23 protein-coding genes are annotated in these 22,579 nt (G+C 70.4%); 8 read left to right on the top strand and 15 right to left on the bottom strand.

Annotated features, from left to right (window positions below):
* From Adu01nite_RS21190 to Adu01nite_RS21180, 3 genes are read right to left on the bottom strand one after another with little or no spacing between them, the layout of a single operon-like run.
* Complete coding sequence (locus Adu01nite_RS21190; protein ID WP_203728645.1) at positions 1 to 903, bottom strand: alpha/beta hydrolase; 903 nt, start codon at positions 901 to 903, stop codon at positions 1 to 3.
* Positions 903 to 2,102 carry a DUF1015 family protein gene (locus Adu01nite_RS21185; protein WP_203728644.1) on the bottom strand — a complete coding sequence of 400 codons (1,200 nt, stop codon included), beginning with the start codon at positions 2,100 to 2,102 and terminating at the stop codon, positions 903 to 905. Before Adu01nite_RS21185 ends, Adu01nite_RS21190 begins: the two co-directional genes overlap by 1 nt.
* Before the next feature lie 10 nt (positions 2,103 to 2,112).
* A complete protein-coding gene (locus Adu01nite_RS21180; protein ID WP_203728643.1) occupies positions 2,113 to 2,325 on the bottom strand; it encodes a hypothetical protein in 213 nt (70 codons plus the stop codon).
* Positions 2,326 to 2,494: 169 nt separating this feature from the next.
* Here Adu01nite_RS21180 and pepN point away from each other — a divergent pair, with 169 nt between their 5' ends.
* Entirely contained in the window at positions 2,495 to 5,059 is a 2,565-nt protein-coding gene (pepN, locus tag Adu01nite_RS21175; RefSeq protein ID WP_203728642.1) for an aminopeptidase N, read from the top strand.
* On the opposite strand, the gene Adu01nite_RS21170 is transcribed toward pepN, so the two are convergent.
* The 3 genes from Adu01nite_RS21170 to ctaJ form a co-directional block, all read right to left on the bottom strand.
* The gene (locus tag Adu01nite_RS21170; protein WP_203728641.1) at positions 5,056 to 5,622 is read right to left on the bottom strand and encodes a Uma2 family endonuclease; all 567 of its coding nucleotides are present in this window, start codon (positions 5,620 to 5,622) and stop codon (positions 5,056 to 5,058) included. The genes pepN and Adu01nite_RS21170 overlap by 4 nt on opposite strands.
* A gap of 129 nt (positions 5,623 to 5,751) precedes the next feature.
* A complete protein-coding gene (locus Adu01nite_RS21165) occupies positions 5,752 to 6,159 on the bottom strand; it encodes a DUF5130 family protein (protein ID WP_239132594.1) in 408 nt (135 codons plus the stop codon).
* Between the two features lie 52 nt (positions 6,160 to 6,211).
* On the bottom strand, positions 6,212 to 6,508 hold the full coding sequence (ctaJ, locus tag Adu01nite_RS21160) for an aa3-type cytochrome oxidase subunit CtaJ (RefSeq protein WP_239132586.1): 297 nt from the start codon (positions 6,506 to 6,508) through the stop codon (positions 6,212 to 6,214).
* Positions 6,509 to 6,709: 201 nt separating this feature from the next.
* Between ctaJ and Adu01nite_RS21155 the strand changes: the two genes are divergently transcribed.
* Positions 6,710 to 7,198, top strand: coding sequence for a hypothetical protein (locus Adu01nite_RS21155; RefSeq protein ID WP_203728639.1), 489 nt, complete (start codon positions 6,710 to 6,712; stop codon positions 7,196 to 7,198).
* Positions 7,199 to 7,206: 8 nt separating this feature from the next.
* Positions 7,207 to 8,034, top strand: coding sequence for a class F sortase (locus tag Adu01nite_RS21150; RefSeq protein WP_203728638.1), 828 nt, complete (start codon positions 7,207 to 7,209; stop codon positions 8,032 to 8,034).
* A 7-nt stretch (positions 8,035 to 8,041) separates the two neighbouring features.
* Here Adu01nite_RS21150 and Adu01nite_RS21145 read toward each other — a convergent pair whose 3' ends face one another.
* Entirely contained in the window at positions 8,042 to 8,590 is a 549-nt protein-coding gene (locus tag Adu01nite_RS21145; RefSeq protein WP_203728637.1) for an HNH endonuclease, read from the bottom strand.
* Between the two features lie 190 nt (positions 8,591 to 8,780).
* Between Adu01nite_RS21145 and Adu01nite_RS21140 the strand changes: the two genes are divergently transcribed.
* The 4 genes from Adu01nite_RS21140 (at position 8,781) to Adu01nite_RS21125 (ending at position 13,197) form a co-directional block, all read left to right on the top strand.
* A complete protein-coding gene (locus Adu01nite_RS21140; RefSeq protein WP_203728636.1) occupies positions 8,781 to 9,854 on the top strand; it encodes a mechanosensitive ion channel family protein in 1,074 nt (357 codons plus the stop codon).
* Between the two features lie 270 nt (positions 9,855 to 10,124).
* On the top strand, positions 10,125 to 11,477 hold the full coding sequence (locus Adu01nite_RS21135) for an MFS transporter (RefSeq protein WP_239132585.1): 1,353 nt from the start codon (positions 10,125 to 10,127) through the stop codon (positions 11,475 to 11,477).
* Positions 11,474 to 11,863, top strand: coding sequence for a globin (locus Adu01nite_RS21130; RefSeq protein WP_203728634.1), 390 nt, complete (start codon positions 11,474 to 11,476; stop codon positions 11,861 to 11,863). The genes Adu01nite_RS21135 and Adu01nite_RS21130 overlap by 4 nt, the downstream gene beginning before the upstream one ends.
* Positions 11,864 to 11,946: 83 nt before the next feature.
* Complete coding sequence (locus Adu01nite_RS21125; protein ID WP_203728633.1) at positions 11,947 to 13,197, top strand: delta-60 repeat domain-containing protein; 1,251 nt, start codon at positions 11,947 to 11,949, stop codon at positions 13,195 to 13,197.
* Between the two features lie 343 nt (positions 13,198 to 13,540).
* Here the strand turns inward: Adu01nite_RS21125 and Adu01nite_RS21120 are convergent, their stop codons facing one another.
* The 5 genes from Adu01nite_RS21120 to Adu01nite_RS21100 form a co-directional block, all read right to left on the bottom strand.
* Positions 13,541 to 14,122 (bottom strand): type III secretion system chaperone family protein, encoded by a 582-nt coding sequence (locus Adu01nite_RS21120; protein ID WP_203728632.1) that lies wholly within the window; start codon positions 14,120 to 14,122, stop codon positions 13,541 to 13,543.
* Between the two features lie 132 nt (positions 14,123 to 14,254).
* A complete protein-coding gene (locus Adu01nite_RS21115; protein WP_203728631.1) occupies positions 14,255 to 14,914 on the bottom strand; it encodes a DUF8185 domain-containing protein in 660 nt (219 codons plus the stop codon).
* A gap of 24 nt (positions 14,915 to 14,938) precedes the next feature.
* A complete protein-coding gene (locus tag Adu01nite_RS21110) occupies positions 14,939 to 15,349 on the bottom strand; it encodes an acyl-CoA thioesterase (RefSeq protein WP_275414679.1) in 411 nt (136 codons plus the stop codon).
* Positions 15,342 to 17,018 (bottom strand): energy-dependent translational throttle protein EttA, encoded by a 1,677-nt coding sequence (ettA, locus tag Adu01nite_RS21105; protein ID WP_203728630.1) that lies wholly within the window; start codon positions 17,016 to 17,018, stop codon positions 15,342 to 15,344. The genes Adu01nite_RS21110 and ettA overlap by 8 nt, the downstream gene beginning before the upstream one ends.
* A 122-nt stretch (positions 17,019 to 17,140) precedes the next feature.
* A complete protein-coding gene (locus tag Adu01nite_RS21100) occupies positions 17,141 to 17,692 on the bottom strand; it encodes a hypothetical protein (protein WP_203728629.1) in 552 nt (183 codons plus the stop codon).
* A gap of 126 nt (positions 17,693 to 17,818) precedes the next feature.
* On the opposite strand from Adu01nite_RS21100, the gene Adu01nite_RS21095 reads away from it, so the two are divergent.
* Positions 17,819 to 19,261 (top strand): alpha,alpha-trehalose-phosphate synthase (UDP-forming), encoded by a 1,443-nt coding sequence (locus tag Adu01nite_RS21095; protein ID WP_203728628.1) that lies wholly within the window; start codon positions 17,819 to 17,821, stop codon positions 19,259 to 19,261.
* Here Adu01nite_RS21095 and cobA read toward each other — a convergent pair.
* The 3 genes from cobA to cobC are packed head-to-tail and all read right to left on the bottom strand — an operon-like array spanning position 19,247 to position 22,541.
* Positions 19,247 to 20,434, bottom strand: a complete 1,188-nt coding sequence (cobA, locus tag Adu01nite_RS21090) for a uroporphyrinogen-III C-methyltransferase (RefSeq protein ID WP_203728627.1) — start codon at positions 20,432 to 20,434, stop codon at positions 19,247 to 19,249. The genes Adu01nite_RS21095 and cobA overlap by 15 nt on opposite strands.
* Positions 20,431 to 21,483 (bottom strand): nicotinate-nucleotide--dimethylbenzimidazole phosphoribosyltransferase, encoded by a 1,053-nt coding sequence (gene cobT / locus Adu01nite_RS21085; protein ID WP_203728681.1) that lies wholly within the window; start codon positions 21,481 to 21,483, stop codon positions 20,431 to 20,433. The genes cobA and cobT overlap by 4 nt, the downstream gene beginning before the upstream one ends.
* Before the next feature lie 5 nt (positions 21,484 to 21,488).
* Positions 21,489 to 22,541 (bottom strand): Rv2231c family histidinol phosphate aminotransferase CobC, encoded by a 1,053-nt coding sequence (gene cobC / locus Adu01nite_RS21080; RefSeq protein WP_203728626.1) that lies wholly within the window; start codon positions 22,539 to 22,541, stop codon positions 21,489 to 21,491.
* Positions 22,542 to 22,579: the final 38 nt, after the last annotated feature.

The raw sequence follows: 22,579 nt of genomic DNA, 5'->3' as shown, positions 1-22,579 counted from the left end.
TCAGAAGGTCAGGGCGGCCCGCAGCGAGGCCGCGACTTGATCGGTCGCGGCGCGGGCGGCGTCGATCACCGCGAGCTTGCGGGCGAAACCGTGGTTCATCCCCATGTAGCGCGTGTGCACCACCGGGACCCCGGCCGTGGCCAGCGCGTCCGCGTAGTCGGCGCCCTCGTCGCGCAGGACGTCGTACTCGGCGGTGATGATCAGCGTGGGTGGCATGCCGGCCAGGTCGGCGGTGGCGAAGATCGCCACGTCCGGGGACAGGCGCCGCATCCGCTCCGGGACGTAGGTCTCCCAGGCCAGCCTCATCGACGCTCGATCGAGGCCGTACTCGCCCAGCCCGGCGTAGGACTCCGAGGCCGTCATCGGGTCCAGCGCCGGATAGATCAGGATCTGCTGGTCCAGCGGCGTCGCCGCGTCCCGCTGGCGGCGGGCGACGATCGTGGCCAGCTGTGCGCCGGCGCTGTCGCCGCCGATCGCCAGGCGCGACGGGTCCACGCCGATCGGATTCTTCCGGACGAAGGACAGCACCGTCTCCACGTCGTCCAGCGCCGCCGGATAGACGTGCTCGGGGGCCAGGCGGTAGCCGACCGAGAGGACGGCGCAGCCGGACCGGTCGGCGATCCGGCGGCACACCCGGTCGACCGTCTCGATGCTGCCGTAGCACCAGCCGCCGCCGTGCACGTAGACGAGGAGCGGTGCGTCGGGGCGATTGGCGTAGAGCCGGCAGGGCACGCCGTCGGCGTCGAGGTCGACCACCACCGGCAATGGGATCGCCGGGCCGCACTCGAGGTCGACCGCCTCCTCCATCGCCGCCCGCGTCGCGGCCAGGCGCTCGACCGGATCGAGATCGGCGGGTGGGCGGCGGCGGAGCGAGTCCGCCGCCGTCACCTGTGGGTGGAGCATCAGTCGAGCTGGGCCAGGACGAGGCCGCCGCGCGCCTTCGGCGTGAACCAGGTGCTCTTGCGCGGGAGCTTCTGCCGTTCCAGGTTGACCGTCACGAAGTCGTCGACGGTGACCGGCGCGATCAGCACGGCCAGCTCGGCGTGGCCATTGTCGACCTCGCCGCGCAGCCACGCGGCCGGGTAGTCGCCGCCGATGTAGGAGATCCGCTTGTCCCCGGGATCGAGCCCGAGCACGTCGCCGAGCAACTCCCGCTCGACCAGCGCGTGGTCGAGGTTCTCCACGTCGGGCAGGTTCTTGTCGATCGGCAGGACCACCGCGAAGGTGCGCCCGGCCAGGTACAGCTCGATCGTGCCCTTGGCCGGGATGACGGCGGGACGGTCGAGCTCGCTGACCTCGGCGCCGGAGCTGCGCAGCCGGGTCAGGAAGTCGTCGAGCGGCATCGGCAGCTCGCTGACCAGCCGGTTGTAGGGCTGGATGGCGACCGAGGCGGGGGTGGTGACCACCGCCAGGAAGCGCGGCAGCCGGCCGGTCTGTGCGGCCAGGCTGCGGTGGTTGCCGTCCGCCACCACCAGCTCGCCGCCGCCGGCGAGCGTGGTGAGCTCGTCCTGCAGCGGGCCGGGGCCGATCGGCCAGATGGCGTGGGTGCGCCCGGTCTGGTCGATGTCGGTGGCGGCGGGAACGCCGGCCGCGTCGGCGGCGGCCGCGAGGGCTGCGTGCAGTTCGTCGCCCTTGGCGGTCTGCAGCAGGAGCACCGGGGACAGCAGCGTGCTCAGGGCACCGGCCAGGGCGACCCGCTCGCGGACCTTCTCGATGAAGACCTCTTCGTTGCGGATGACCAGGCCGGCCTCGTCGGCGCTGGCGGAGATCTGGTCGGTGTCGACCATGCTCCACAGGCCGTAGGCGGTGGGTTCGCCGGGGGCGGTGATGCGGTAGAGCACCACGACGTGCTCGGCGGGGGCGTAACTGCCGTCGGCACGCGCCAGGGCGAGCCGGGCGACGGCGTCCGGGAGCGAGTCGCTGAACGACTTTCCCAGACTGTCGGGGGCTAGGTGCGGCATCTCGACGGCGAGAGCGCTGCGGGGATTGGCGGAGATGATGGCGGTGATTTCGGCGTCGTCGGCGAACTCGTCGTAGTTCTGCGCGCCGGTTGCCCCGGTGGTGAGCCAGGCCCGGCTGATCGAATGCACGACCGTCGTCATGGGGCGCAACCTACCTGGTCGGGCGCTGGTGCCGGGTCACCGGCATGTTCCCGCGTGACCTGGCTAACTGTGCTTTTCGCCACGCTCCGACCGGCTTGTTCACCGGGCTCGCCGAGACGCTCAGCGCCGGCGCCACCATCGCCGCCATCTCGGGCGTCAAGCCGTCCCAATCGCCGCGGTGCACGGCGAAGGTCGACGACGCGACCGTCTCGGTCTCGGACATCTCTGCGCCTCCGGTCGTTCATGCAGGGCTTCCTACCCTCATCCAACGACTGGTAGACCGCTCCGGTGGTGCGTTCACCGCAGAACCCTGCACTCCGGGTACGCCCCCGCATGCCGGTGCCGCATAGTCTGGCGATGAAGAAGCTGGTGCGCTCTTAAGGAGAGTGGCTGTGGCCGGAGTTCGAAACTTGACCCAGGTGGAGGCCGCCGACCGCGCCCGCCTGCTCGAGGTGACCGGATATGACATCACGCTGGACCTGACGGACGGGTACGGCAATCCGGGCGACGGCACCTTCCGCTCCACCACCGTGGTCACGTTCCGGTGCACCGAGCCCGGCGCCGACACGTTCATCGAGACCGCCGCGCAGACGGTGCGCTCGGCGACGCTGAACGGCGCGCCGCTCGACCTGACCGGCTTCTCCGCCGAGAAGGGCCTGGCGCTGCGCGGGCTGGCCGCCGAGAACGAGCTGGTGGTCGACGCCGACTTCGCCTACTCGGCGAGCGGGCAGGGCCTGCAGCGCAGCCTCGACCCGGTCGACAAGGAGATCTACCTCTACAGCCAGTTCGAGACGGCCGACGCGCAGCGGGTGTACGCGTGCTTCGACCAGCCCGACCTGAAGAGCGTCTACACCTGGCACGCGACCGTTCCGAAGCACTGGAAGGTCATCTCGAACATGCCGGCCGAGGCCGCGGACGAGGCCGGCCCGGGTGCCAAGACCGTGCACTTCCCGACCTCGGCACGGATGAGCACCTACATCACCGCGATCTGCGCGGGCCCGTACCACGAGGTGCGGTTCGAGCACGACGGCATCGACATGGGCTACTTCTGCCGCGCGTCGATGGCCCGCTACCTCGACGCCGACGACCTGCACCTGACCACCACGCAGGGCTTCGACTTCTTCCACGAGCAGTTCGGGGTGCGCTTCCCGCTGCCGAAGTACGACCAGCTGTGGGTGCCCGACTTCAACGCCGGCGCGATGGAGAACTTCGGCTGCGTCACCCACGCCGAGGCGCACTACATCTTCCGCTCGCAGGTCACCGACTTCGAGTACGAGCAGCGGGCCAACACGATCCTGCACGAGCTGGCCCACATGTGGTTCGGCGACCTGGTCACCATGCGCTGGTGGAACGACCTGTGGCTGAACGAGTCGTTCGCCGAGTGGGCCAGCCACTGGTGCAACTCCAAGGCGACCCGGTTCACCGACGCGTGGACGACGTTCCTGTCGGTGCGCAAGAGCTGGGGTTACCGCCAGGACCAACTGTCCTCGACGCACCCGGTCTACTGCGAGATGCCCGACCTGGAGGCCGTCGAGGTCAACTTCGACGGGATCACGTACGCCAAGGGCGCCGGCGTGATCAAGCAGCTGGTGGCGTACGTGGGTCAGGACGCGTTCCTCACCGGCCTGCGGGCGTACTTCCAACGGCACGCCTGGGGCAACGCCACCTTCGACGACCTGCTCGTCGAGCTGGAGGCCGCCTCCGGCCGGGAACTGCGCAAGTTCGCCGCCCAGTGGCTGGAGACCGCGCAGGTCAACACGCTGCGCCCGCTCGTCGAGCTGGCCGCCGACGGCACCTACGCGAGCGTGGTGGTGCAGCAGGAGGCCCCGGCCGACTACCCGACGCTGCGGACCCACCGGATCGGGATCGGCCTCTACGACGTCCACGGTGACCGGCTGGTCCGCCGCGACCTGCTCGAGGTGGACGTCACCGGCGAGCACACCGAGATCTCGGCGCTGACCGGGGTGCGCGCGGCCGACGTGCTGCTGCTCAACGACGACGACCTGTCGTACACCAAGATCCGTCTCGACGAGCGGTCGATGGCGTCGGTGGTCCAGCACATCGGCGGGATCGACTCGTCGCTGGCCCGCGCGCTGGTCTGGAACGCGACCTGGGACATGCTGCGGGACGCCGAGATGGCCGCCCGCGACTACGTCACCCTGGTCTGCTCCGGCCTGCCCCGGGAGACCGACATCAACCTGACCACCTGGACGACCCGGCAGGCCGCCAGCGCGGTCGCGCAGTACGCCGACCCGGCCTGGCAGCCCGAGGGCTGGGCCGAGCTCGCCGAGCTGGCCCGCACCCAGCTGGCCGAGGCCGACGCGGGCACCGGCTGGCAGCTCAGCTGGGCTCGCGCGTTCATCTCGGCCGCGCGCACCGACGACGAGCAGTCCCTGCTGCGCGGCTGGCTGACCGGTGAGGAGGTGCCCGCCGGCCTGGTCGTCGACACCGAGCTGCGCTGGAGCCTGCTGCAGGCCCTGTCGGCCCTCGGCGCGGTCACCCCCGAGGACATCGAGGACGAGCTGTCCGGCGACCGCACCGCCAGCGGCGAGCGGGAGGCGGCGATCGCCCGGGCCCTCGTCCCGACCGCGGAGAACAAGGCGGCGGTGTGGGCCGAGCTGACCGGCGAGGCCGAGATCCCGAACTGGCTGAACCGGTCGCTGCTGACCGGCTTCCAGAGCGTCAAGCAGGTGGAGCTGGCCGCTCCGTACGCGGCGAAGTTCTTCGACGTGGTCGGCGAGGTGTGGGCCCGGTCGGACAGTGAGCCGGCCCAGGAGTTCGTGATGATGGGCTACCCGTACCTACAGATCAGCGAGGAGACGATCGCGCTCACCGATGCCTGGCTGGCCCGCAACGGGCAGCCGGCGTCGCTGCGCCGGCTGGTGGCCGAGGGCCGGGACGGCGTGCTGCGGGCGCTGAAGGCCCGCGCCCGCGACACTGCCGCCTCCGCTTCTTAGGCCCAGCCGCCAGGAGCGATCCGGATCGGATAGGGGGCGTCGAGCTTGACCGGCTCGGCGCCCTCGATGCTGTGTTGGGCCCGGTAGCGGGCACCGCCCAGAAGGTATGTGCGCAGGATCGGGCTGGTCTGGCCGGTCTCCACCCGCCAGTACGATCCGATGCCGCCCTCCGCGTACAGGGTGGGCTTGAGGATGCGGTCGTAGCGGCGGGTGGCCGCGGTCTCCACCTCGACGATCAGGGCCACGTCCGCCGGGTCGCTCCAGACCCGACCGGAGGAGCGGGGGCGCAGCACGGTCACATCCGGCACCAGGTTGCTGCTGCCGATCTGCACGCCGAGGCGGTCGCAGACCCACCAGCCGGGCGGCGCGGCCGCGCGCAGGGCCGCCACGACCGCGGCGACGATCGTCTCGTGCGACGCGGGCGGCGGGGGTGAGGCGTGCAGGCTGCCGTCGACGATCTCGTAACGGTGGCCGTCCTGCGGGAACAGATGGAGATCGGGCTCGGTCCAGGCGCCTTCCGGGGCACTCCACCGGACCGGCGGGCTCGCGGCCTGCGTCGTCATCACACCTCCGACATTGGGGTGTACGCGGAGTGCAAGCCTACTAACAGTCGGTTGTTACCGCCGGATTTCCCGCTGATTTGGCACATGCAAAAGGGGCCCTCAATCGAGGGCCCCTTTTGACGAATGGCTTCAGTGCTTGCCCGCGTGCGAGGCCAGCTGGTCGATGCCGGCGAGCACGCCCCCGGCCAGGTCGCCGCCGGCGAACGCGGCCGCCATCGACAGGCCGGCCAGCTTCGCGTCCCGGTCGGAGATCCGTTTGCGGGCCTCGTTGCCGGTCACGATCTCCAGCTTGCGCTGGTTGGGCGAGACCGCGATGAGGACGGCGTGGTCGGCGTCCTCGATCTGCTTCTGCAGCGCCTCGGCGGCCGGCCGGCTCGGGGTCGCCAGCTCACCGATGTAGACGCTGAAGGTCAGGCCGGTCTGCTTGTCGGCGACCCGCAACGCCTCGTCGAGGCGCAGGAGCTGACGGGTCGTGAACGGACCGTCGGCGAGTTGGTCGCCGGTGGCCGCCCGGGTCTGCTCGGGCGCGGCGGCCAGGGTGTCACCACCCGGCTTCTGGAGAGCGGTCAGCGGCTGCTGCGCCCCCACGTCACCAACTGTCACTTGCGCCTCCTGTAGGGCCGGGCAGGACCCGGGCACCGGCGGCATCCTCGAGGACCGGAGCCTCGATGGCCGCCCGGGCGTGGTGGCCGTCGGCGCCGCCCACTCCCGCGACCAGCTCCGGCGAGGCCAGGAACCAGATCGGCTGGAAGTCGTAGGGCCGGCCCGGACGGTAGCGGCGGGTGCGCCGGGTGCGGTCGCTGCCGGAGAAGACGAGCGACGCCACCAGCAGGATGACCCCCGCCGGAATGATCACGAAGACCAGAACGGTGCTTGAAATCGACAACCTCAACGCCCCCAGGCGCCTGTATTCCCAGTTGATCCGAACAACTGTCACGGTAGCGGAGAGCGAGTCGTGCCGGACCGTCGGGTTCCAAACCCGGGTCTCACGCTCTGGGGATCTACGCGAAGATGGCATGGAGGTGCGAAAATCACCCTCACGCGCCGTTCGTGCCCTCGTGCTCGCGAACGGCAGGAGGGGGATCTCATGCGCCTGTCCGTCCCCGCCGCCCTGTCGGCGCTGCTCATGGGCCTGTTCGTCCTGTTCCTCGATATGCCCGCGGCGCACGCCGCGGCCATCTATCTCGAGATCAACCCCAGCACGGTGCCGGCCGGTGACCAGGTCGGCCTGCGTGCCTCCTGCGACGACAACCTCAAGTCGGCGACCGTCTCGTCGGCATTGTTCGGTGCGGCCACCGTCACACCCCAATACGGTCTGCTCACCGCCACGGTGCGCATCCCGTCCGGCACTCGCCCGGGTGACTACCGGGCCGACCTGCGCTGCCCGGACGGCAAGACCGCCACGGCCACCCTGCACGTGGTCGCCAAGGTCGAGCCGGCTCAGGGCCCGGCCACCGGCGGGGGCGGCATGGCACCGGGCCGCAACGCGCCGATGCTGATCGGATCGGGGCTGGCCGTCATCGGAGCCGGTGCAGCCCTCTGGATTGTGACCCTGCGACGACGCCGCTTCGGCTGAGGCCGCCGATGGCCCGCCGACAGACGCCGGTGACCGGCTCCCGCATGCCCGAGTCGGTCCTGCGCAAGCAGCCTGCCCAGGTCATCGCCGCGCCCCCGCCCGGCACCATCACCGGGCCGTTGCCGCCGCCGCCGAGCGTCCCGGGCCGACCCCCCTTCCGGGCACCGCAACCGCGGCCCCGGCCCAAGGACCCGCCCCGGCCCATCCGCGGCAAGCGACCCTGGCCGGTCGGGCTGATCGTGCTCGCCCTGGTGTTCCTCGGGCTGTTCATGGTGGCGATGGGCATCGGCGCCGCGACCAGCATCGACCTGCCCGACCTCTTCGGCGGCAAGGCGTCGGCCGAGCCGCCGCCGCGTGCCTTCCCGGTGCTCGACCCGAGCCGGCCGGAGCGGCTCACCATCCCGTCGATCAAGGTGGAGGCGCCGATCCTCGACGTCGGCCTGGCCACCGACGGCTCGGTGGGCGTGCCCCCGCTGAAGCGGCACAACGAGGCCGGCTGGTTCGACGGCGGGCCGAGCCCCGGCCAGTTCGGGCCGGCCCTGATCGTCGGGCACGCCGACACCCGGACCGGACCGTCGGTCTTCTACGACCTGCCCAAGCTCAAGCCGGGGCAGCGCATCGAGGTACTGCGCGCGGACAACTCGGTGGCCATCTTCGAGATCAACTCGGTCGAGCACTTCGACAAGGGCAAGCTGCCGGTGCAGCGGGTCTATGGCGACTTCAGCCGCCCGTCGCTGCGGCTGATGACCTGCGGCGGCAAGTGGGTCGGCGGCAAGACCGGCTACCAGGACAACGTGGTGGTGTTCGCGTCCTTGGTCGAGACCCGAAAGGCCTAGGAAAAAATCAAGCCGCCTCGGCCTGTACGGCCGGGGCGGCAGGGAGATCGAGCCAGTCGGCCCATCGCGGGTCTGGCGTGCGGTGTCCGAGAACCCGCCAAGCCACCCCGCGTGGTGCGGCCGGCACCGAATGTAGCCGCCACCCCAGCTCGGCCGGTGTCTTGTCGCCTTTGCTGTGGTTGCACTTGGCGCAGGCGGCCACGACGTTCTCCCAGGCGTGCAGCCCGCCACGGCTGCGCGGGAACACGTGGTCGATGGTCTCGGCCGATCCGCGGCAGTAGGCGCAGCGGCCGCCGTCCCGGGCGAAGATCGCGCGGCGGGACAGGCCGATGTGCGTGCGGTACGGAACCTTCACGTACCGCGTGAGGCGGACCACCGAGGGAATCGGAAGATTGGTGTGCACCGAGTGCAGGATGCCGTCGCCGTCGGAGACGCACTCCGCCTTGGCGGTCAGCACGAGAATGGTCGCTCGACGCACCGATACGACGCACAGCGGCTCGTAGGTGGCGTTCAGAACTAACGCGGATGAGCCCACTGCAGGTCGTATGTCAGGCATCGCGATCACCCTCCGGTGTTGGTCTGTCAACCGCTCCCGAGACGTCTTCGGCCATGGTCCGTGCGCCAATAGTCCCTGATGGATGACCAAATTGCGAGCGCAATCCGTAGCCGTCCGGTAAACGTCTGAGGTCAGTGAGCTGTGTGACACCTGAAAGCGGGCTCAGCTTCGCCCGGTACGGTAGCTCTCCGTGTTGCTTCTCGCCCCTACTCCCGGCCCCGCCGCCGGCACTCCGTCGGTCTTCGAGTCGATCGACGTGACCAGGATCTGTGACACCGACGTGGTGTGCAGTCGCGTCTACGACTGGACCGGCAACCGGTGGCTGGCCAACTCCAGCTACTGGGTCATCGTGAAGCCGCTGCGGATCCTGGCGATCATCCTGATCGCGATGCTGATCCGCTTCCTGCTGCACCGGGCGATCAAACGGCTCACCAACAGCACCAGCCGGGCCGCGATGCCGGCCCTGCTGAAGCCGCTGAAGGAGAAGGCGACCGCGACCGCCGAGGAAGGGCAGTTCATCCCGGAGCGGCGCCGGCAGCGGGCCGAGGCGATCGGCTCGGTGCTGCGCAGCTTCGTCACCGCCGTGGTGTTCACGATGGCCGTCCTGCTGGTCTTCGGCGAGCTCGGCTTCAACCTGGGCCCGCTGCTGGCCAGCGCGGGCATCGTCGGGGTGGCCCTCGGCTTCGGCGCGCAGAGCCTGGTCAAGGACCTGATAGCCGGCCTGTTCATGCTACTGGAGGACCAGTACGGGGTGGGCGACACGGTCGACCTCGGCGAAGCGGTCGGCGTCGTCGACACGGTCGGCCTGCGGATCACCACGGTCCGGGACATGCGCGGGGTGCTCTGGTACATCCGGAACGGCGAGATCGTGCGGGTCGGCAACAAGAGCCAGGGCTGGGCGCTCGTCGTGATCGACATCCCGATCGGCTTCGTCAACTCGGAAGAGGCGATCAGCGTGCTGCGCACGGCGGCCGAGATGGTGGCCGAGTCGCCCGAGCACCAGAACGAGTTCCTCGAACCGCCGGACGTCGTGGGTGTCGAGCAGCTGACCGTCGACGGCGCGGTCATCCGGACCATCGCGAAGACCACCGCGGACGGTCAGGGGGTTCTTCAACGGGAGCTGCGCCGCGCGCTGATGGAGGCCCTGGACCTGGGCGGCCTCTCCGAACGCATCGCCGCCTCTCGATTGATGCCACGCGCGGCGGTACCGCCCGCGTATTTGCGACCTTCTGAACCGGACCCGGACCCGGACAAGCGGTCTTGAGCTGGGATTAGTTCTTCCGGGGGATAGTCACCCTCCACCGAACGGCCGACAATCCGGCCGTACGCCCTAGCATCGACTCGGACGATCGGGCAGAATCCGCTTGAGCATCTGCACATGCGGCATCACGTTCCGCCGGGCCCACCCAGCGGGCGTGCCCCGGCGATCGTCGCGACCCGGCGAGTGCCGAGATCGATGGAGGACCTGGTGTCCGATGACCCCGCTGCACGGGCGGCCGACCGAGCCAAAACCGTGACTGAGCGGAGCCGACCGGTGACTTTCCGGGACGTCTTCGCCGTCCGTGAGTACCGAGCGATCTATCTGTCGCTGATGGTGAACTGGGCCGGGGACTATCTGTCCAAGGCCGCGGTCACCGTGCTGGTCTACCAGCAGAGCGAATCGGTGCTCCTGTCGGCGGCGGCCTTCGGCGTCTCGTTCCTCCCCTGGATCATCGGCGGGACGCTTCTCTCCGCCCTGGCCGAGCGCTATCCGTACCGCCGGGTCCTGATCATCGCGGACCTGTCCCGGATGGTGCCGATCGCCCTGCTGCTGGTCCCGCACATGCCGGTCTGGGCGATGCTGGTCCTGGTCTTCCTGGCCAGCCTCGGCATGCCGCCGACCCAGGCGGCCCGATCCGCGCTGCTGCCGCAGCTGGTCGGCCGGGAAAAGCTGCCCACCGCGATCGCCATCAACCAGACCACCACCCAGGCCGCCATGGTCCTGGGCTACCTGGCCGGGGCGACCATCGCGACCACGATCAGCCCGCGGGTGGCGCTCGCCGCCGACGCGCTGACGTTCGCGCTCTCGGCGGCGGTGATCGCCCGCGGCGTCCGGCCCCGGCCGGCCACCCGCACCCGGGCCCAGCGCACCCACCTGCTGCACGAGTCCGGCGAGGGCTTCCAGCTCGTCTTCGGCCGCCCGGTGCTGCGCTCGATCGCGCTGATGGTGTTCGTGATGAGCCTGTTCGTGATCGCGCCGGAGAGCCTGGCCGTCGCCTGGGCCGCCGAGGGCAGCGGCGACGCGGCCGCCCGCGGCCTCAACCAGGGCCTGATCATGGCGGCCAACCCGATCGGCTTCGTGGTCGGCGGCCTGCTCATCACCCGGCTGGCCAGCCCGGCCCTGCGCGACCGGCTGATCCGCCCGTTCGCGATCCTGGCCTGCCTCGCCCTGGTCCCGGCGGCGTTCGACCCGCCGATGCCGATCGTCGTGCTGATCGTCGCCATCTCCGGTGTCGCCGCGGGCGGGCTGTCGCCCACCCTGAACGGCAAGTTCGTGCTGATGCTGCCGCACGGCTACCGCGCCCGGGCGTTCGGCGTCATCCAGGGCGGCATCCAGCTCGCCCAGTTCGCCGGTGTCATGGTCACCGGCCTGCTCGCCGACCTGTTCTGGCTGCCCGCGGTGGTCGGCCTCACCGGGCTGGCCGGCACCGCCGCGATGGCCTACCTGTCGGCCCGCTGGCCCAGCGAAGAGACGTTCGAGGCCGCCATCGAGGAGGCGTCGGCCACCTACCCGCCGGCCGACGCACCCACCGTGCCGGCACCCGCCCTCTCCCCCGAGGTCGCGCCGGCCGCCACGACGAGCGTCACACCCGACCGTCCAGCGGCTGCTGGCAGGATGGACGCGTGAGCGCACCCTCTCCGGAAGACATCACCTTTTTCGAGGCGATCGGCGGCGAACCCACGTTCCGCCGGCTCGTCGCGAAGTTCTACGAGGGCGTGGCCGAGGACCCGCTGCTCCGCCCGATGTACCCGGAGGAGGATCTGGGCCCGGCCGCCGACCGGCTGACGCTGTTCCTGATGCAGTACTGGGGCGGACCCAACACCTACTCGGCCAGCCGGGGTCACCCGCGCCTGCGGATGCGGCACGCGCCGTTCGTGGTCGACGAGGCCGCCCGGGACGCCTGGCTCAAGCACATGCGCGACGCCGTCGACTCGATCGGCCTGCCCAAGGAGCACGAGACCGCGCTGTGGGACTACCTGGAGCGGGCCGCCTACTTCATGGTCAATGCCTGATCCATTCCGTTTCCGGGTGTGCCGGCCGCTCGTTTGATCAGATGACAAATCCATCCGATCATCCGTGCCCTGGAGCCGCCCCCATGCGTCGCCTGCTCGCCGCCGCAGTCCTCGTCGCCGCCGCTGTGGCGTGCGCGCATCCGGCCGAGGCCGACCCGGCCCAGTCCGCCATCGTCTCGGCCAACCCGGTCGATTTCACCCCGCACGTTCTCGACGGCACCGTCTGGAGCATGGCTCTGGTCGGCGACACCGTCGTGGTCGGCGGCTCCTTCACCAAGGTCGCCGACAGCAGCCGCCGGCACACCTACGCCCGCAAGAACCTCTTCGCGTTCGGGCTGAGCGACGGCGAGATCCGATCGTTCGCCCCCGAGGTGGACGGCGCGGTCTACTCGCTCGCCACCGGACCGGACAGCACGGTCTACGCCGGTGGGGCGTTCAAGTCGGTCAACGGCTCCGCCCAGCGCGGGCTGGCCCGGCTGGACATGGACGGTGAGCGGGTCTCGTCCTTCCGGGCGTCGATCAACTGGGGCGACGTCCGGGCGGTGCAGGCGCGCGGTTCCCTGCTGTACGCGGCCGGCACGTTCTCGGCCATCAACGGGGTGGAGCGGGACGCTCTGGCCCGGATGAACACGACCACCGGCGCGGTCGACACCGGGTTCGACGCGCGGCTCACCGCGCCCGGCCTGAGCCGCACCCGGGTCGAGCACTTCGACATCTCCCCCGACGGCCGCCGGCTGGTCGCGATCGGGGCGCTGCTGAAGGCCGGTGGCTACGACCGCACCCAGATCGCCATGTTCGACGTCGCCGGGCCGCGGGCGACCCTGCTGAACTGGTACACCGACGCCTACAAGCCGGCCTGCATGAAGGGCTTCGACACCTACCTGCGGCAGGTCAAGTTCTCGCCGGACGGTGGGTATTTCGTGGTCGCCGCGACCGGGCGGGCGTCCTCGCCGGACCGGCTCTGCGACTCGGCGGCCCGGTTCGAGACTGTTGGTAATGGGCGGCACAACCCGACCTGGGTGCAGCGGACCGGTGGGGATTCGCTTTATGCGCTCTCGGTCACCGGGTCGGCCGTTTACCTCGGTGGGCACCAACGCTACTTCGACAACCCGTATGGCACCGACGCCAAGGGGCCGGGGGCGGGGGCGGTCTCCCGGCCGGGGATCGGGGCGGTGAGCCCTGTTACCGGGCGGGCCCTCAGCTGGAACCCGACCCGCTCTCGGGGGGTCGGGGTTCGTTGCTTCCTGGTGGTGCCGCATGGGCTGCTTGTTGGCTCGGACACCGATGAGCTGGGCCATGAGTACCACGGGCGGGTGGGCATGTTCCCGCTTTGATCGGGCTGGGTGGCGCGCTTACCGGGTGCTTGGCTGGGCTGGGGGGCGCGCTCGCCGGGTGCTTGGCTGGGGTGGTTGCACACGGCTGCTGAGCTGGCTGGCCTCGCTTCGCTCAGCCCGCGATTGCCCCTGAGAGTTGATGAGCAGAGAGCCGATTTTCTGCCCCCGCAAAAGAAAGAGCGCGGCGTCAGAAAATCGGTTCTCTGCTCATCAACGGGGCAATCGCGGGCAGTTCACTGAGTCGGGGCACCCCAGAAAACTAGGACACCAAGTAACCCGTGGGTCCCGGGCTGGGCGGGCACGTCAACACCAAGCTGCGGGGGTTGCGGCCCCTCGGGGGTGGTTAGAGCAGGGCTCCCTCGTCGTGTAGCCAGTCCACGAAGCTTGTTGCTACTGCTGCTCCGCAGTCCAGCATTTCCACTACCAAGGCGTCGTGGGCTCCGGCTGCCAGCGGGACCTGCAGCTCGGCGTAGATCGGGAGTTGGCCTCGTTCTGTTGGGTCGCCTACGTAGGCCTTGCAGAAGCGGCGGGTGTGGTTCCACTCGTTTACCACGCGGTAGGCGCGGTCGGCCCAGTCCGGCGGGACCGTGGCGTGCGGGCGGGCCCGCATCACGAGGATCTCGTCGTCGGGGCCCTCGAGGGTGAACAGCACCGCGTGCCGCTCCCACATCGCCAGCAGGCTGCCGCCGCCGTCGGCGAGGAACCGGATGTCGAGCATGTCGAGCGCCTTGCCGATGCGCGCCAGCGTCACCGGAGCGATCTGCTCGGACTCTTCGGACTTGACCGCGTCGGCCGGAACAACCACTCGGCTCGGCTCCCGCTGAGCGGGAACCCCGACGCGAACGGTGCTCCGCACCGCCGAACCGCTATCAGAATCCGGCGCGTTGCCCGCGGCCGAACCCGGACGCCATGACCACCACGGCATCGTTGCGCACCTCACTCCCCAGCAGACCCACCGCCGGACGTAGCGAACTGGATCCGAGGGCCGACGGTACCCGTACAGGTCGCGGAGGTCATCCCCCCAACCGGAGGGCGCGACCGGACGTCCGATACGGCATCACCCTTTCGGGTGACTCCCTATGGGCACAACGGTCAATTTACTGACGGTCTGTAGCCAGGCAACTCCATATGGTGCGGAGAGTCCCACCCAGCGTCCGGCCACTCTGACTCGAGTATCCGGCACGTCCGCACCCTCCGGGCCGAGGAAACCCATTCGGGAGATCGCCTGAACGAGGCGTTGTGACACCTCCACCGACTGGCCACCCGCGAGTGTCACAACGAGAGCGACGTGGTCGAGCAGTGCGTCGCGCACCGCCCGCTGACCCACCGCCCGGCCGGCCAGGCCGCCCGCCGAGACCTCCCGCAGGGTGCCGGCCGCCGCGGTGGCCAGCCGGGTCAGCTCCGCCGCGGACACCGACTCCACCGTTTCGCTCGCGGGCGGTGGCAACGGCCAGCGCCACTGCGCGTCACGGCGCGCAGGCAGTCGATCGCCGCCCTTGGCCAGCACCGCCAGCAGCTCGGACGCGGACACCGTGGCGTCGTCCGGGCCACGGCCGGCCACCTCGCGGGTGACCAGCACGTCCCACGGCAGCCGGGCCCAGAGCGCGGTGCGCCCGGACGCGCCGCGCAACCGCACCGGCGCACCCGGGTCGAGCCTGGTCAGCCGGGCCAGGAAGGCTCCGGCGTCGGGCACCCCGAGCAGGCCGTGCTCGCTCATGCAGACTCGCTCATGCGGGCTCGCTCATTCCGACGACTCGCGGTAGGGCTCCAGGAAGGCGAGCTCGGCCTCGCTGAGCCGGCGCGGGTGGCCGTTGGCCAGGTTGTACGGAACGCAGACCGACTTCGCCCGGCCGGCCAGCACGCCGTCGTCGAACAGCTCGTACGCGACGGTGAACGACGCGGCCCGCACCTTGGCGATCCACATCTCGATGCGCACCGGGTCGCCGTAGTCGACCGGCCGCAGATAGTCGATCTCGTGCCGGGCGATCACGATGCCCTCCTCGAAGGAGCCCAGGCCGTGCTTGCGGGCTCCCACGAAGAACATCTCGACGCGCGCCTCCTCGTAGAGCGTGAGGAAGCGTGCGTTGTTGACGTGCCCGTACGCGTCCATGTCGGACCAGCGCACGGGCACATCGGTGACAAACCTAGTCACGGGTCAGCTTGCGGTAGGTCACCCGATGCGGGCGAGCCGCTTCCGCCCCGAGACGGTCGATCTTGTTCTTCTCGTACGCATCGAAGTTGCCCTCGAACCAGAACCACTTGTCCGGGTTCTCCTCGGTGCCCTCCCACGCGAGCATGTGGGTGGCGACCCGGTCGAGGAACATCCGGTCGTGGGAGATGACCACGGCGCAACCCGGGAACTCCAGCAGCGCGTTCTCCAGGCTGCCCAGCGTCTCCACGTCGAGGTCGTTGGTCGGCTCGTCGAGCAGGATCACGTTGCCGCCGATCTTCAGCGTCAGCGCGAGGTTGAGCCGGTTGCGCTCGCCACCGGAGAGCACCTTGACCGGCTTCTGCTGGTCGGGGCCCTTGAAGCCGAACGCCGCAACATACGCCCGGGAGGGCATCTCGACCTTGCCGACCATCAGGTGATCGAGGCCGTCGGAGACGACCTCCCACACGGTCTGGTTGCCCTGCAGACCCTCGCGGCTCTGGTCGACGTAGGACAGCTGAACCGTCTCACCGACCCGGACCAGGCCCTCGTCCGGCTGCTCGAGCCCGACGATCGTCTTGAACAGGGTGGTCTTGCCGACGCCGTTGGGGCCGATGATGCCGACGATGCCGTTGCGCGGCAGCGAGAACGACAGGTGGTCGATGAGCGTACGGCCGTCGAAGCCCTTGGTGAGGTCTTTCGTCTCGATCACCGTGTTGCCCAGGCGGGGGCCCGGCGGGATCTGGATCTCCTCGAAGTCGAGCTTGCGGGTCTTCTCCGCCTCGGTGGCCATCTCCTCGTACCGGTCGAGGCGGGCCTTGCTCTTGGTCTGGCGGGCCTTGGCGTTCGACCGCACCCACTCGAGCTCCTCGGTGAGGCGCCGCTTCAGCTTCGCGTCCTTGCGGCCCTCGACCGCGAGACGCTGCGACTTCTTGTCGAGGTAGGTGGAGTAGTTGCCCTCGTACGGGTACGTCCGGCCACGGTCCAGCTCGAGGATCCAGTTGGCCACATTGTCGAGGAAGTACCGGTCGTGGGTGATGGCGATGACGGTGCCGGCGTACTTCGCCAGGTACTGCTCCAGCCAGTGCACGCTCTCCGCGTCCAGGTGGTTGGTGGGCTCGTCGAGCAGCAGCAGGTCGGGCGCCTCGAGCAGCAGCTTGCACAGCGCGACCCGGCGGCGTTCACCACCGGAGAGCTGGGTGACGTCGGCGTCCGGCGGCGGGCAGCGCAGCGCGTCCATCGCCAGCTCGAGCTGGGAGTCGAGGTCCCACGCGTTGACGTTGTCGAGCTGCTCCTGGAGCTTGCCCATCTCCTCCATCAGCTCGTCGGTGTAGTCGGTCGCCATCTCTTCGGCGATCTTGTTGAACCGGTCGAGCTTGGCCTTGGTCTCCGCGACCGCCTCCTCGATGTTGCCGAGGACGGTCTTGGACTCGTTGAGGGGCGGCTCCTGCGCGAGCATGCCGACGGTGTAGCCAGGCATCAGCTTGGCGTCGCCGTTGCTCAGGGTCTCCACGCCGGCCATGACCTTCAGCAGCGTGGACTTACCGGCACCGTTGGGGCCGACCACGCCGATCTTGGCGCCCGGCAGGAAGTTCAGCGTCACGTTGTCGAGCACGACCTTGTCGCCGTGCGCCTTGCGCGCCTTTTCCAGGACGAAAATGAACTGGGCCACGGTGCGCCCTACCTCCGTGATCGTGATTTCTTAAACCGGCCGAGTGCCGAATGCCAGGGGCAATCTTTCCAGGTCGCCTCCCGGCCACCTCAGACAACCCCGTCCGGCGGGTACGGATTCCCTCAGCCGACCGTTTCCACGGCGTTCACCTGGGTCTTGCCCGATGCGGCGAAGTGCACCTCGAGCTGCTTCTCGTTGACCACGAAGCGGTTGCCGTTGGCCGCGGTGGCCAGGTATTCGCGGTCGCCCTCGCGAATCACCTGCGACAGGAAAAGTCCGTTTTCACCCTGCACGAGCGGCTCGTCGACCCCGCCGGTCTTCGACTGGTAATACAGCGAGCCGGCGCCGTCCTGGCAGATCCAGACGGTGGTCCCGTTCTTCGTAACGATCTTGAAAATCTGGTACAGGTCGCTCGGCAAATTCAGCTTGGTCGCCATCTGGATCGTTTCGTCCGGGCAACTCGGGCCGGACGGCTCCGGCGAGCCCGTCTCTTCCGGATCGGGGTTGAACCCACCCGTCGTGGTGGTCACCTGCGCTGCCCGCAACCGGTCCCGGTGCCGCTCGCCCAGCACGAAGCCGGAGGTCATGCCGATGATCGTGAGAAATACGGTGGCAATGACCACAGGAAAGAAAATCGGCCGCCTGCGCGGGGAAAGATCGTCGGACGGTGTCACGCGCCCAGAATGGCACCCGGCAGCCATCCAGGTCCATCTCAGCTGTCCCCACACTGGGCGCGCCCCGGGCTACTACGCACAGTAGGCTCGGGGCGGGAACAAAATCGACCCGGAGGTGCACTCAGCGTGGCCGAACGAAGTTCCTTCGTCGTTGTCGCCAACCGTCTGCCTGTCGATGAGGTCACCACCCCGGACGGGGAGCGCCAGTGGCGCACGAGTCCGGGTGGGCTGGTCACCGCACTGCATCCCGTGCTCACCGAGCACGGCGGCACCTGGATCGGGTGGGCCGGTGGCACCGGCGAGGCCCCCGAGCCGTTCGAGCTCGAAGGCATCAACATCCACCCGGTGTCGCTGAGCGCCGAGGAGCTGGAGCGCTACTACGAGGGCCAGTCGAACGCGACGATCTGGCCGCTCTACCACGACGCCGTCGAGACCCCGGTGTACAAGAGGCGCTGGCGCGAGGCCTACCGGATCGTCAACCAGCGGTTCGCCGAGGCGGCGGCCGAGGTGGCCGAGGACGGCGCCACCGTCTGGGTGCAGGACTACCAGCTGCAGCTGGTCCCGGCCATGCTGCGCGAGCTGCGCCCCGATCTGAAGATCGGGTTCTTCCTGCACATCCCGTTCCCGCCGATCGAGCTGTTCATGCAGATGCCGTTCCGCGCCGAGGTGCTGCGCGGCCTGCTCGGCGCCGACCTGGTCGGTTTCCAGCAGCGACTCGCGGCGCAGAACTTCGTCCGGCTCGCCCGGCACCTGCTCGGCCTGCGCTACGAGGGCCAGTCGATCCAGGTCGACGGCCGCAAGGTCAAGGCGGGCGCGTTCCCGATCAGCATCGACACCCGCGAGATGGAGCGGATGGCGGCCGACCCGGCCGTGCAGGCCCGGGCCAAGCAGATCCGCGCCGAGCTGGGCGACCCGAAGACGGTGATCCTCGGCGTCGACCGGCTCGATTACACCAAGGGCATCGAGCTGCGCCTCAAGGCGTTCCGCGAGCTGCTGGCCGACGGCAAGCTCAAGGTCGGCGACGCGGTGATGGTGCAGGTGGCCACGCCGAGCCGGGAGCGCGTCGAGCACTACCAGACGCTGCGGGTCAAGGTCGAGCGCGAGGTCGGCCGGATCAACGGCGAGTTCGCGCGGGTCGGCGTCCCCGCCGTCCACTACCTCCACCAGTCGTACTCGCGGCAGGAGCTGGCCGCGATGTATGTGGCGGCCGACGTCATGATGGTGACCCCGCTGCGCGACGGCATGAACCTGGTCGCCAAGGAATATGTGGCGTGCCGGGCCGACACCGGCGGTGCGCTGGTGCTCAGCGAGTTCGCCGGCGCGGCCACCGAGCTGAAGCAGGCGTTCCTGTGCAACCCGCACGACCCGGACGGGGTCAAGGACGCCCTGCTGCGGTCGGTCGCGGCCGAGCCGGCCGAGCTCAAGCGGCGGATGCGGGTCATGCAGCGACACCTGCGGCAGCACGATGTCGCCGAGTGGGCCCGCGCCTTCCTCGACGAGCTCGCCACCGCCTCCGGCGAGACGGCCGAAACCGACGAGGAGAAGGTGGACGAGTCAGTCGAGGGCTGACACGACATCACCGATGACGACCGTGGCCGGTGGGCGCAGACCCGCCGCCGCGGCGTCCTCGGCGACCGCACCGAGCGTGCTGCGCAACGAGCGCTGATCGGGCGTCGAGCCCTCCTGCACCACGGCCACCGGGGTGTCCGCCGGGCGGCCCTCGGCGATCAGCCGGGCCGCGATCTTCGGCAGGTTCTTCAGGCCCATCATCACCACGATCGTGCCGCGCAGCCGGCCCAGCGCCGGCCAGTCGACCAGCGACTGCGCGCTGTCCGGCGGGACGTGGCCGGAGACCACCGTGAACTCGTGCGCGATGCCGCGGTGGGTGACCGGGATGCCGGCCAGCGCGGGTGCCGCGATCGAGCTGGTCACCCCGGGCACGACCAGGACCGGGACGCCGGCGGCGGCGCAGGCGATGGCCTCCTCGCCGCCGCGGCCGAAGACGTACGGGTCGCCGCCCTTGAGCCGCACCACGAACTTTCCCTCGAGCGCGCGCTCGACCAGGATGCGGTTGATCTCCTCCTGGGCGGCGGCCGGGCCGTACGGGATCTTGGCCGCGTCGACCAGCTCCACGTCCGGGCGCAGCTCGCCGAGCAGCAGGCCGGGGATGAGCCGGTCGGCCACCACCACGTCGGCGGCGGCCAGCAGGCGGCGGCCCTTCACGGTGATCAGCTCGGGGTCGCCGGGGCCGGCGCCGACCAGGGCCACGCCCTTGTGCTCGGCCGCGGCCGGCGGTGCGGCCTCCAGGGCGGCGGCGACCAGGTCGCGGACGGCCATCGCCCGGCGGCGGTCACCCCCGTCGGTGACCGCCACGGTGACCTGCCCGTGCCGGGTCACGGCCGGGGTCCACGCGGTAGCCGCGTCGCGGTCGTCCGCCCGTACGCAATAAATTCTTTGCTCTTCGGCGGCGGCGGAGACCTCGGCGGCCGCGGCGGGGTCGTCGATCGCCACCTGCACCAGCCAGGCGCCGTCGACGTCGGCCGGCGCGAACCGTCGCTCGTGCCAGGCGATCCGGCCGGCGTCGACGTGCCCGCGCAGGAACGGGGTCAGCTCGGGCGCGACGATCTCCACCCGGGCACCCGCCGCGAGCAGCGCCGGCACCCGCCGGGTGGCCACCGCGCCACCGCCGACCACGAGAACCCGCCGGTCGGTCAGCCGCAGCGCCAACGGATAGAGACTCATTTCTCCGACACTCCCGCCGAGTCGAACGTGGCGACCTCGTGCAGCACCCGCACGGCCGCCGCGACGACCGGCAGGGCGAGGACCGCACCGCTGCCCTCGCCCAGGCGCATGCCGAGGTCGAGAAGCGGTTCGAGGTCGAGGTGGGCAAGTGCCACGGCAGCGCCCGGCTCGGCCGACAGGTGACCGGCGACCATGGCGGCGATCGCGTCCGGCGCGAACGCGGCGGCGGCGAGGGCACCGGAGGCGGCGATCACGCCGTCGACGATCACCGGGACCCGGTGGGCGGCGGCTGCCAGGATGAAACCGGCGATGGCGGCGTGCTCGAGACCGCCGACCGTGGCCAGGACACCGAGCGGGTCGGCGGGGTCGGGGGCGTGCCGCTCCAGCGCGGCGGCCACCACGGTGATCTTGTGGGCGTGCGTGGCGTCGTCGATGCCGGTGCCGCGACCGGTCGCCTGCTCGGCCGTGCAGCCGGTGAACGCGGCGATCAGGGCCGCGGCCGGGGTCGTGTTGGCGATGCCCATGTCGCCGGTGAGCAGGCATTTCGCACCCGCTTCAAGCATCTCCTCGGCAACCCGGATGCCGGTCTCGACGGCCTGCCGGGCCTCGTCGCGGGTCAGGGCCGGCTCGACCGTCATGTCCAGGGTGCCGCGGCGGACGTTGGCCTCGATCAGGTCGGTGCCCTCCGGAAGTGGCGTCGCCACGCCGACGTCGACCACGGTCACCGACGCGCCGGCCTGGCGGGCGAACGCGTTGACCACCGCGCCGCCGGCCAGGAAGTTGAGCGCCATCTGTGCGGTGACCTCCTGCGGCCAGGGCGAGACCCCCTGCGCGTGCACACCGTGGTCGCCGGCGAAGACCGCAACCGCGGCCGGCGACGGCAGCGGCGGCGGGCAGGTGCCGGCCAGCCCGGCCAGGCGCACCGACAGCTCCTCCAGGGCGCCGAGCGAACCGGCCGGCTTGGTCAGCCGGGCCTGCAGCTCCCGGGCGGCGGCCATGGCCGGCTGGTCGGCGGGCCGGACGGCCGCCACGGTCGACTCCAGGGTCACGCGGGTCACGGTCGCTCCTCGATCACATCGGTCAGGGTCGTCACGAAAGCATCGGTGATCGCAGTGTCGCGCACCGCGATCCGCAGCCAGTCGGCGCCCAGCCCCGGGAAGGTATCGCCACGGCGTACGGCGTAGCCACGTTCACGCAGCTCAAGGCGGATTTTGTCGGCACCGGGGACGCGCACCGCGACGAACGAGGCCGCCGGGGTGCCGGCGACCGTGAGGTTCGGCACGTGCGCGAGGCGGCGCAGCAGGTGGTCCCGCTCGGCGGCGACGCGGGCCGCGATCTCCCGCTCGGCGGCGATCGCGGTGGGTGACGCGCAGGCGGTCGCGGCGGCGAGCGCCGGGGTGGAGACGGCCCACAGCGGCTGTGCGGCGGCCAGCCTCGGCAGCAGGTCGGCCGGGCCCAGAAGGTAGCCGATGCGCAGGCCGGCCAGGCCCCAGGTCTTGGTCAGGCTGCGCAGCACGACCAGGCCGGGCAGGTCCGTCCGCGCGGCGAGGCTCTCCGGCTCGCCCTCGGCGCCGTCACGGAAGGTGATGTCGGCGAATGCCTCGTCGACCACCAGCACCCGCCCCGGCCGGGCCAGCTTGGCGATCTCCGTGGCCGGATGCAGCACCGATGTCGGATTTGTCGGGTTGCCGATGAAGACCAGGTCGGCGTCCTCCGGAACCAGCCGGGCATCCAGCCGGAAACCGTCCGCCGCCGGCAGCAGCACCCGGCCGACCTCGTGGCCGGCATTGCGCAGGGCCGCCTCCGGCTCGGTGAACTGCGGATGCACCACCACCGGCGTCCGGAAACCGCGCAACGCCTGGGCGAGCAGGACGAACGCCTGGGCGGCGCCGGCCGTCAGCAGCACCTCGGCCGGGTCGCGGCGGTGCCTCGACGCCACCGCCGCGGTCGTCGCACGATCATCGGGGTACGCCCTGAGCTGGGTCAACGCGGCGGCGATCGGCTCGGACAGCCAGGCGGGCATGGGCTCGTGCCGCACGTTGACGGCCAGGTCGATCAGCCCGCCGCCGACCTCCGCGTCGCCGTGATGCCCCAGGTCGAACGTCATCCCAACAGGATGCCGCACGGTATTCCAGGTCTCACTTC

It is taken from the genome of Paractinoplanes durhamensis (genome assembly GCF_016862175.1).
Taxonomy (GTDB): Bacteria; Actinomycetota; Actinomycetes; order Mycobacteriales; family Micromonosporaceae; genus Actinoplanes; species Actinoplanes durhamensis.
This window is presented reverse-complemented; position numbering and strand designations above follow the sequence as displayed.

Excerpts from the sequence above, each read along its gene's own strand:
- Adu01nite_RS21190 (WP_203728645.1), bottom strand. The coding sequence starts at position 903 with ATGCTCCACCCACAGGTGACGGCGGCGGACTCGCTCCGCCGCCGCCCA.
- Adu01nite_RS21185 (WP_203728644.1), bottom strand. The coding sequence starts at position 2,102 with ATGACGACGGTCGTGCATTCGATCAGCCGGGCCTGGCTCACCACCGGG.
- Adu01nite_RS21180 (WP_203728643.1), bottom strand. The coding sequence starts at position 2,325 with ATGTCCGAGACCGAGACGGTCGCGTCGTCGACCTTCGCCGTGCACCGC.
- Adu01nite_RS21170 (WP_203728641.1), bottom strand. The coding sequence starts at position 5,622 with ATGACGACGCAGGCCGCGAGCCCGCCGGTCCGGTGGAGTGCCCCGGAA.
- Adu01nite_RS21155 (WP_203728639.1), top strand. The coding sequence starts at position 6,710 with ATGCGCCTGTCCGTCCCCGCCGCCCTGTCGGCGCTGCTCATGGGCCTG.
- Adu01nite_RS21150 (WP_203728638.1), top strand. The coding sequence starts at position 7,207 with ATGGCCCGCCGACAGACGCCGGTGACCGGCTCCCGCATGCCCGAGTCG.
- Adu01nite_RS21145 (WP_203728637.1), bottom strand. The coding sequence starts at position 8,590 with ATGCCTGACATACGACCTGCAGTGGGCTCATCCGCGTTAGTTCTGAAC.
- Adu01nite_RS21125 (WP_203728633.1), top strand. The coding sequence starts at position 11,947 with ATGCGTCGCCTGCTCGCCGCCGCAGTCCTCGTCGCCGCCGCTGTGGCG.
- Adu01nite_RS21120 (WP_203728632.1), bottom strand. The coding sequence starts at position 14,122 with ATGCCGTGGTGGTCATGGCGTCCGGGTTCGGCCGCGGGCAACGCGCCG.
- Adu01nite_RS21115 (WP_203728631.1), bottom strand. The coding sequence starts at position 14,914 with ATGAGCGAGCACGGCCTGCTCGGGGTGCCCGACGCCGGAGCCTTCCTG.
- cobA (WP_203728627.1), bottom strand. The coding sequence starts at position 20,434 with ATGAGTCTCTATCCGTTGGCGCTGCGGCTGACCGACCGGCGGGTTCTC.
- cobC (WP_203728626.1), bottom strand. The coding sequence starts at position 22,541 with ATGACGTTCGACCTGGGGCATCACGGCGACGCGGAGGTCGGCGGCGGG.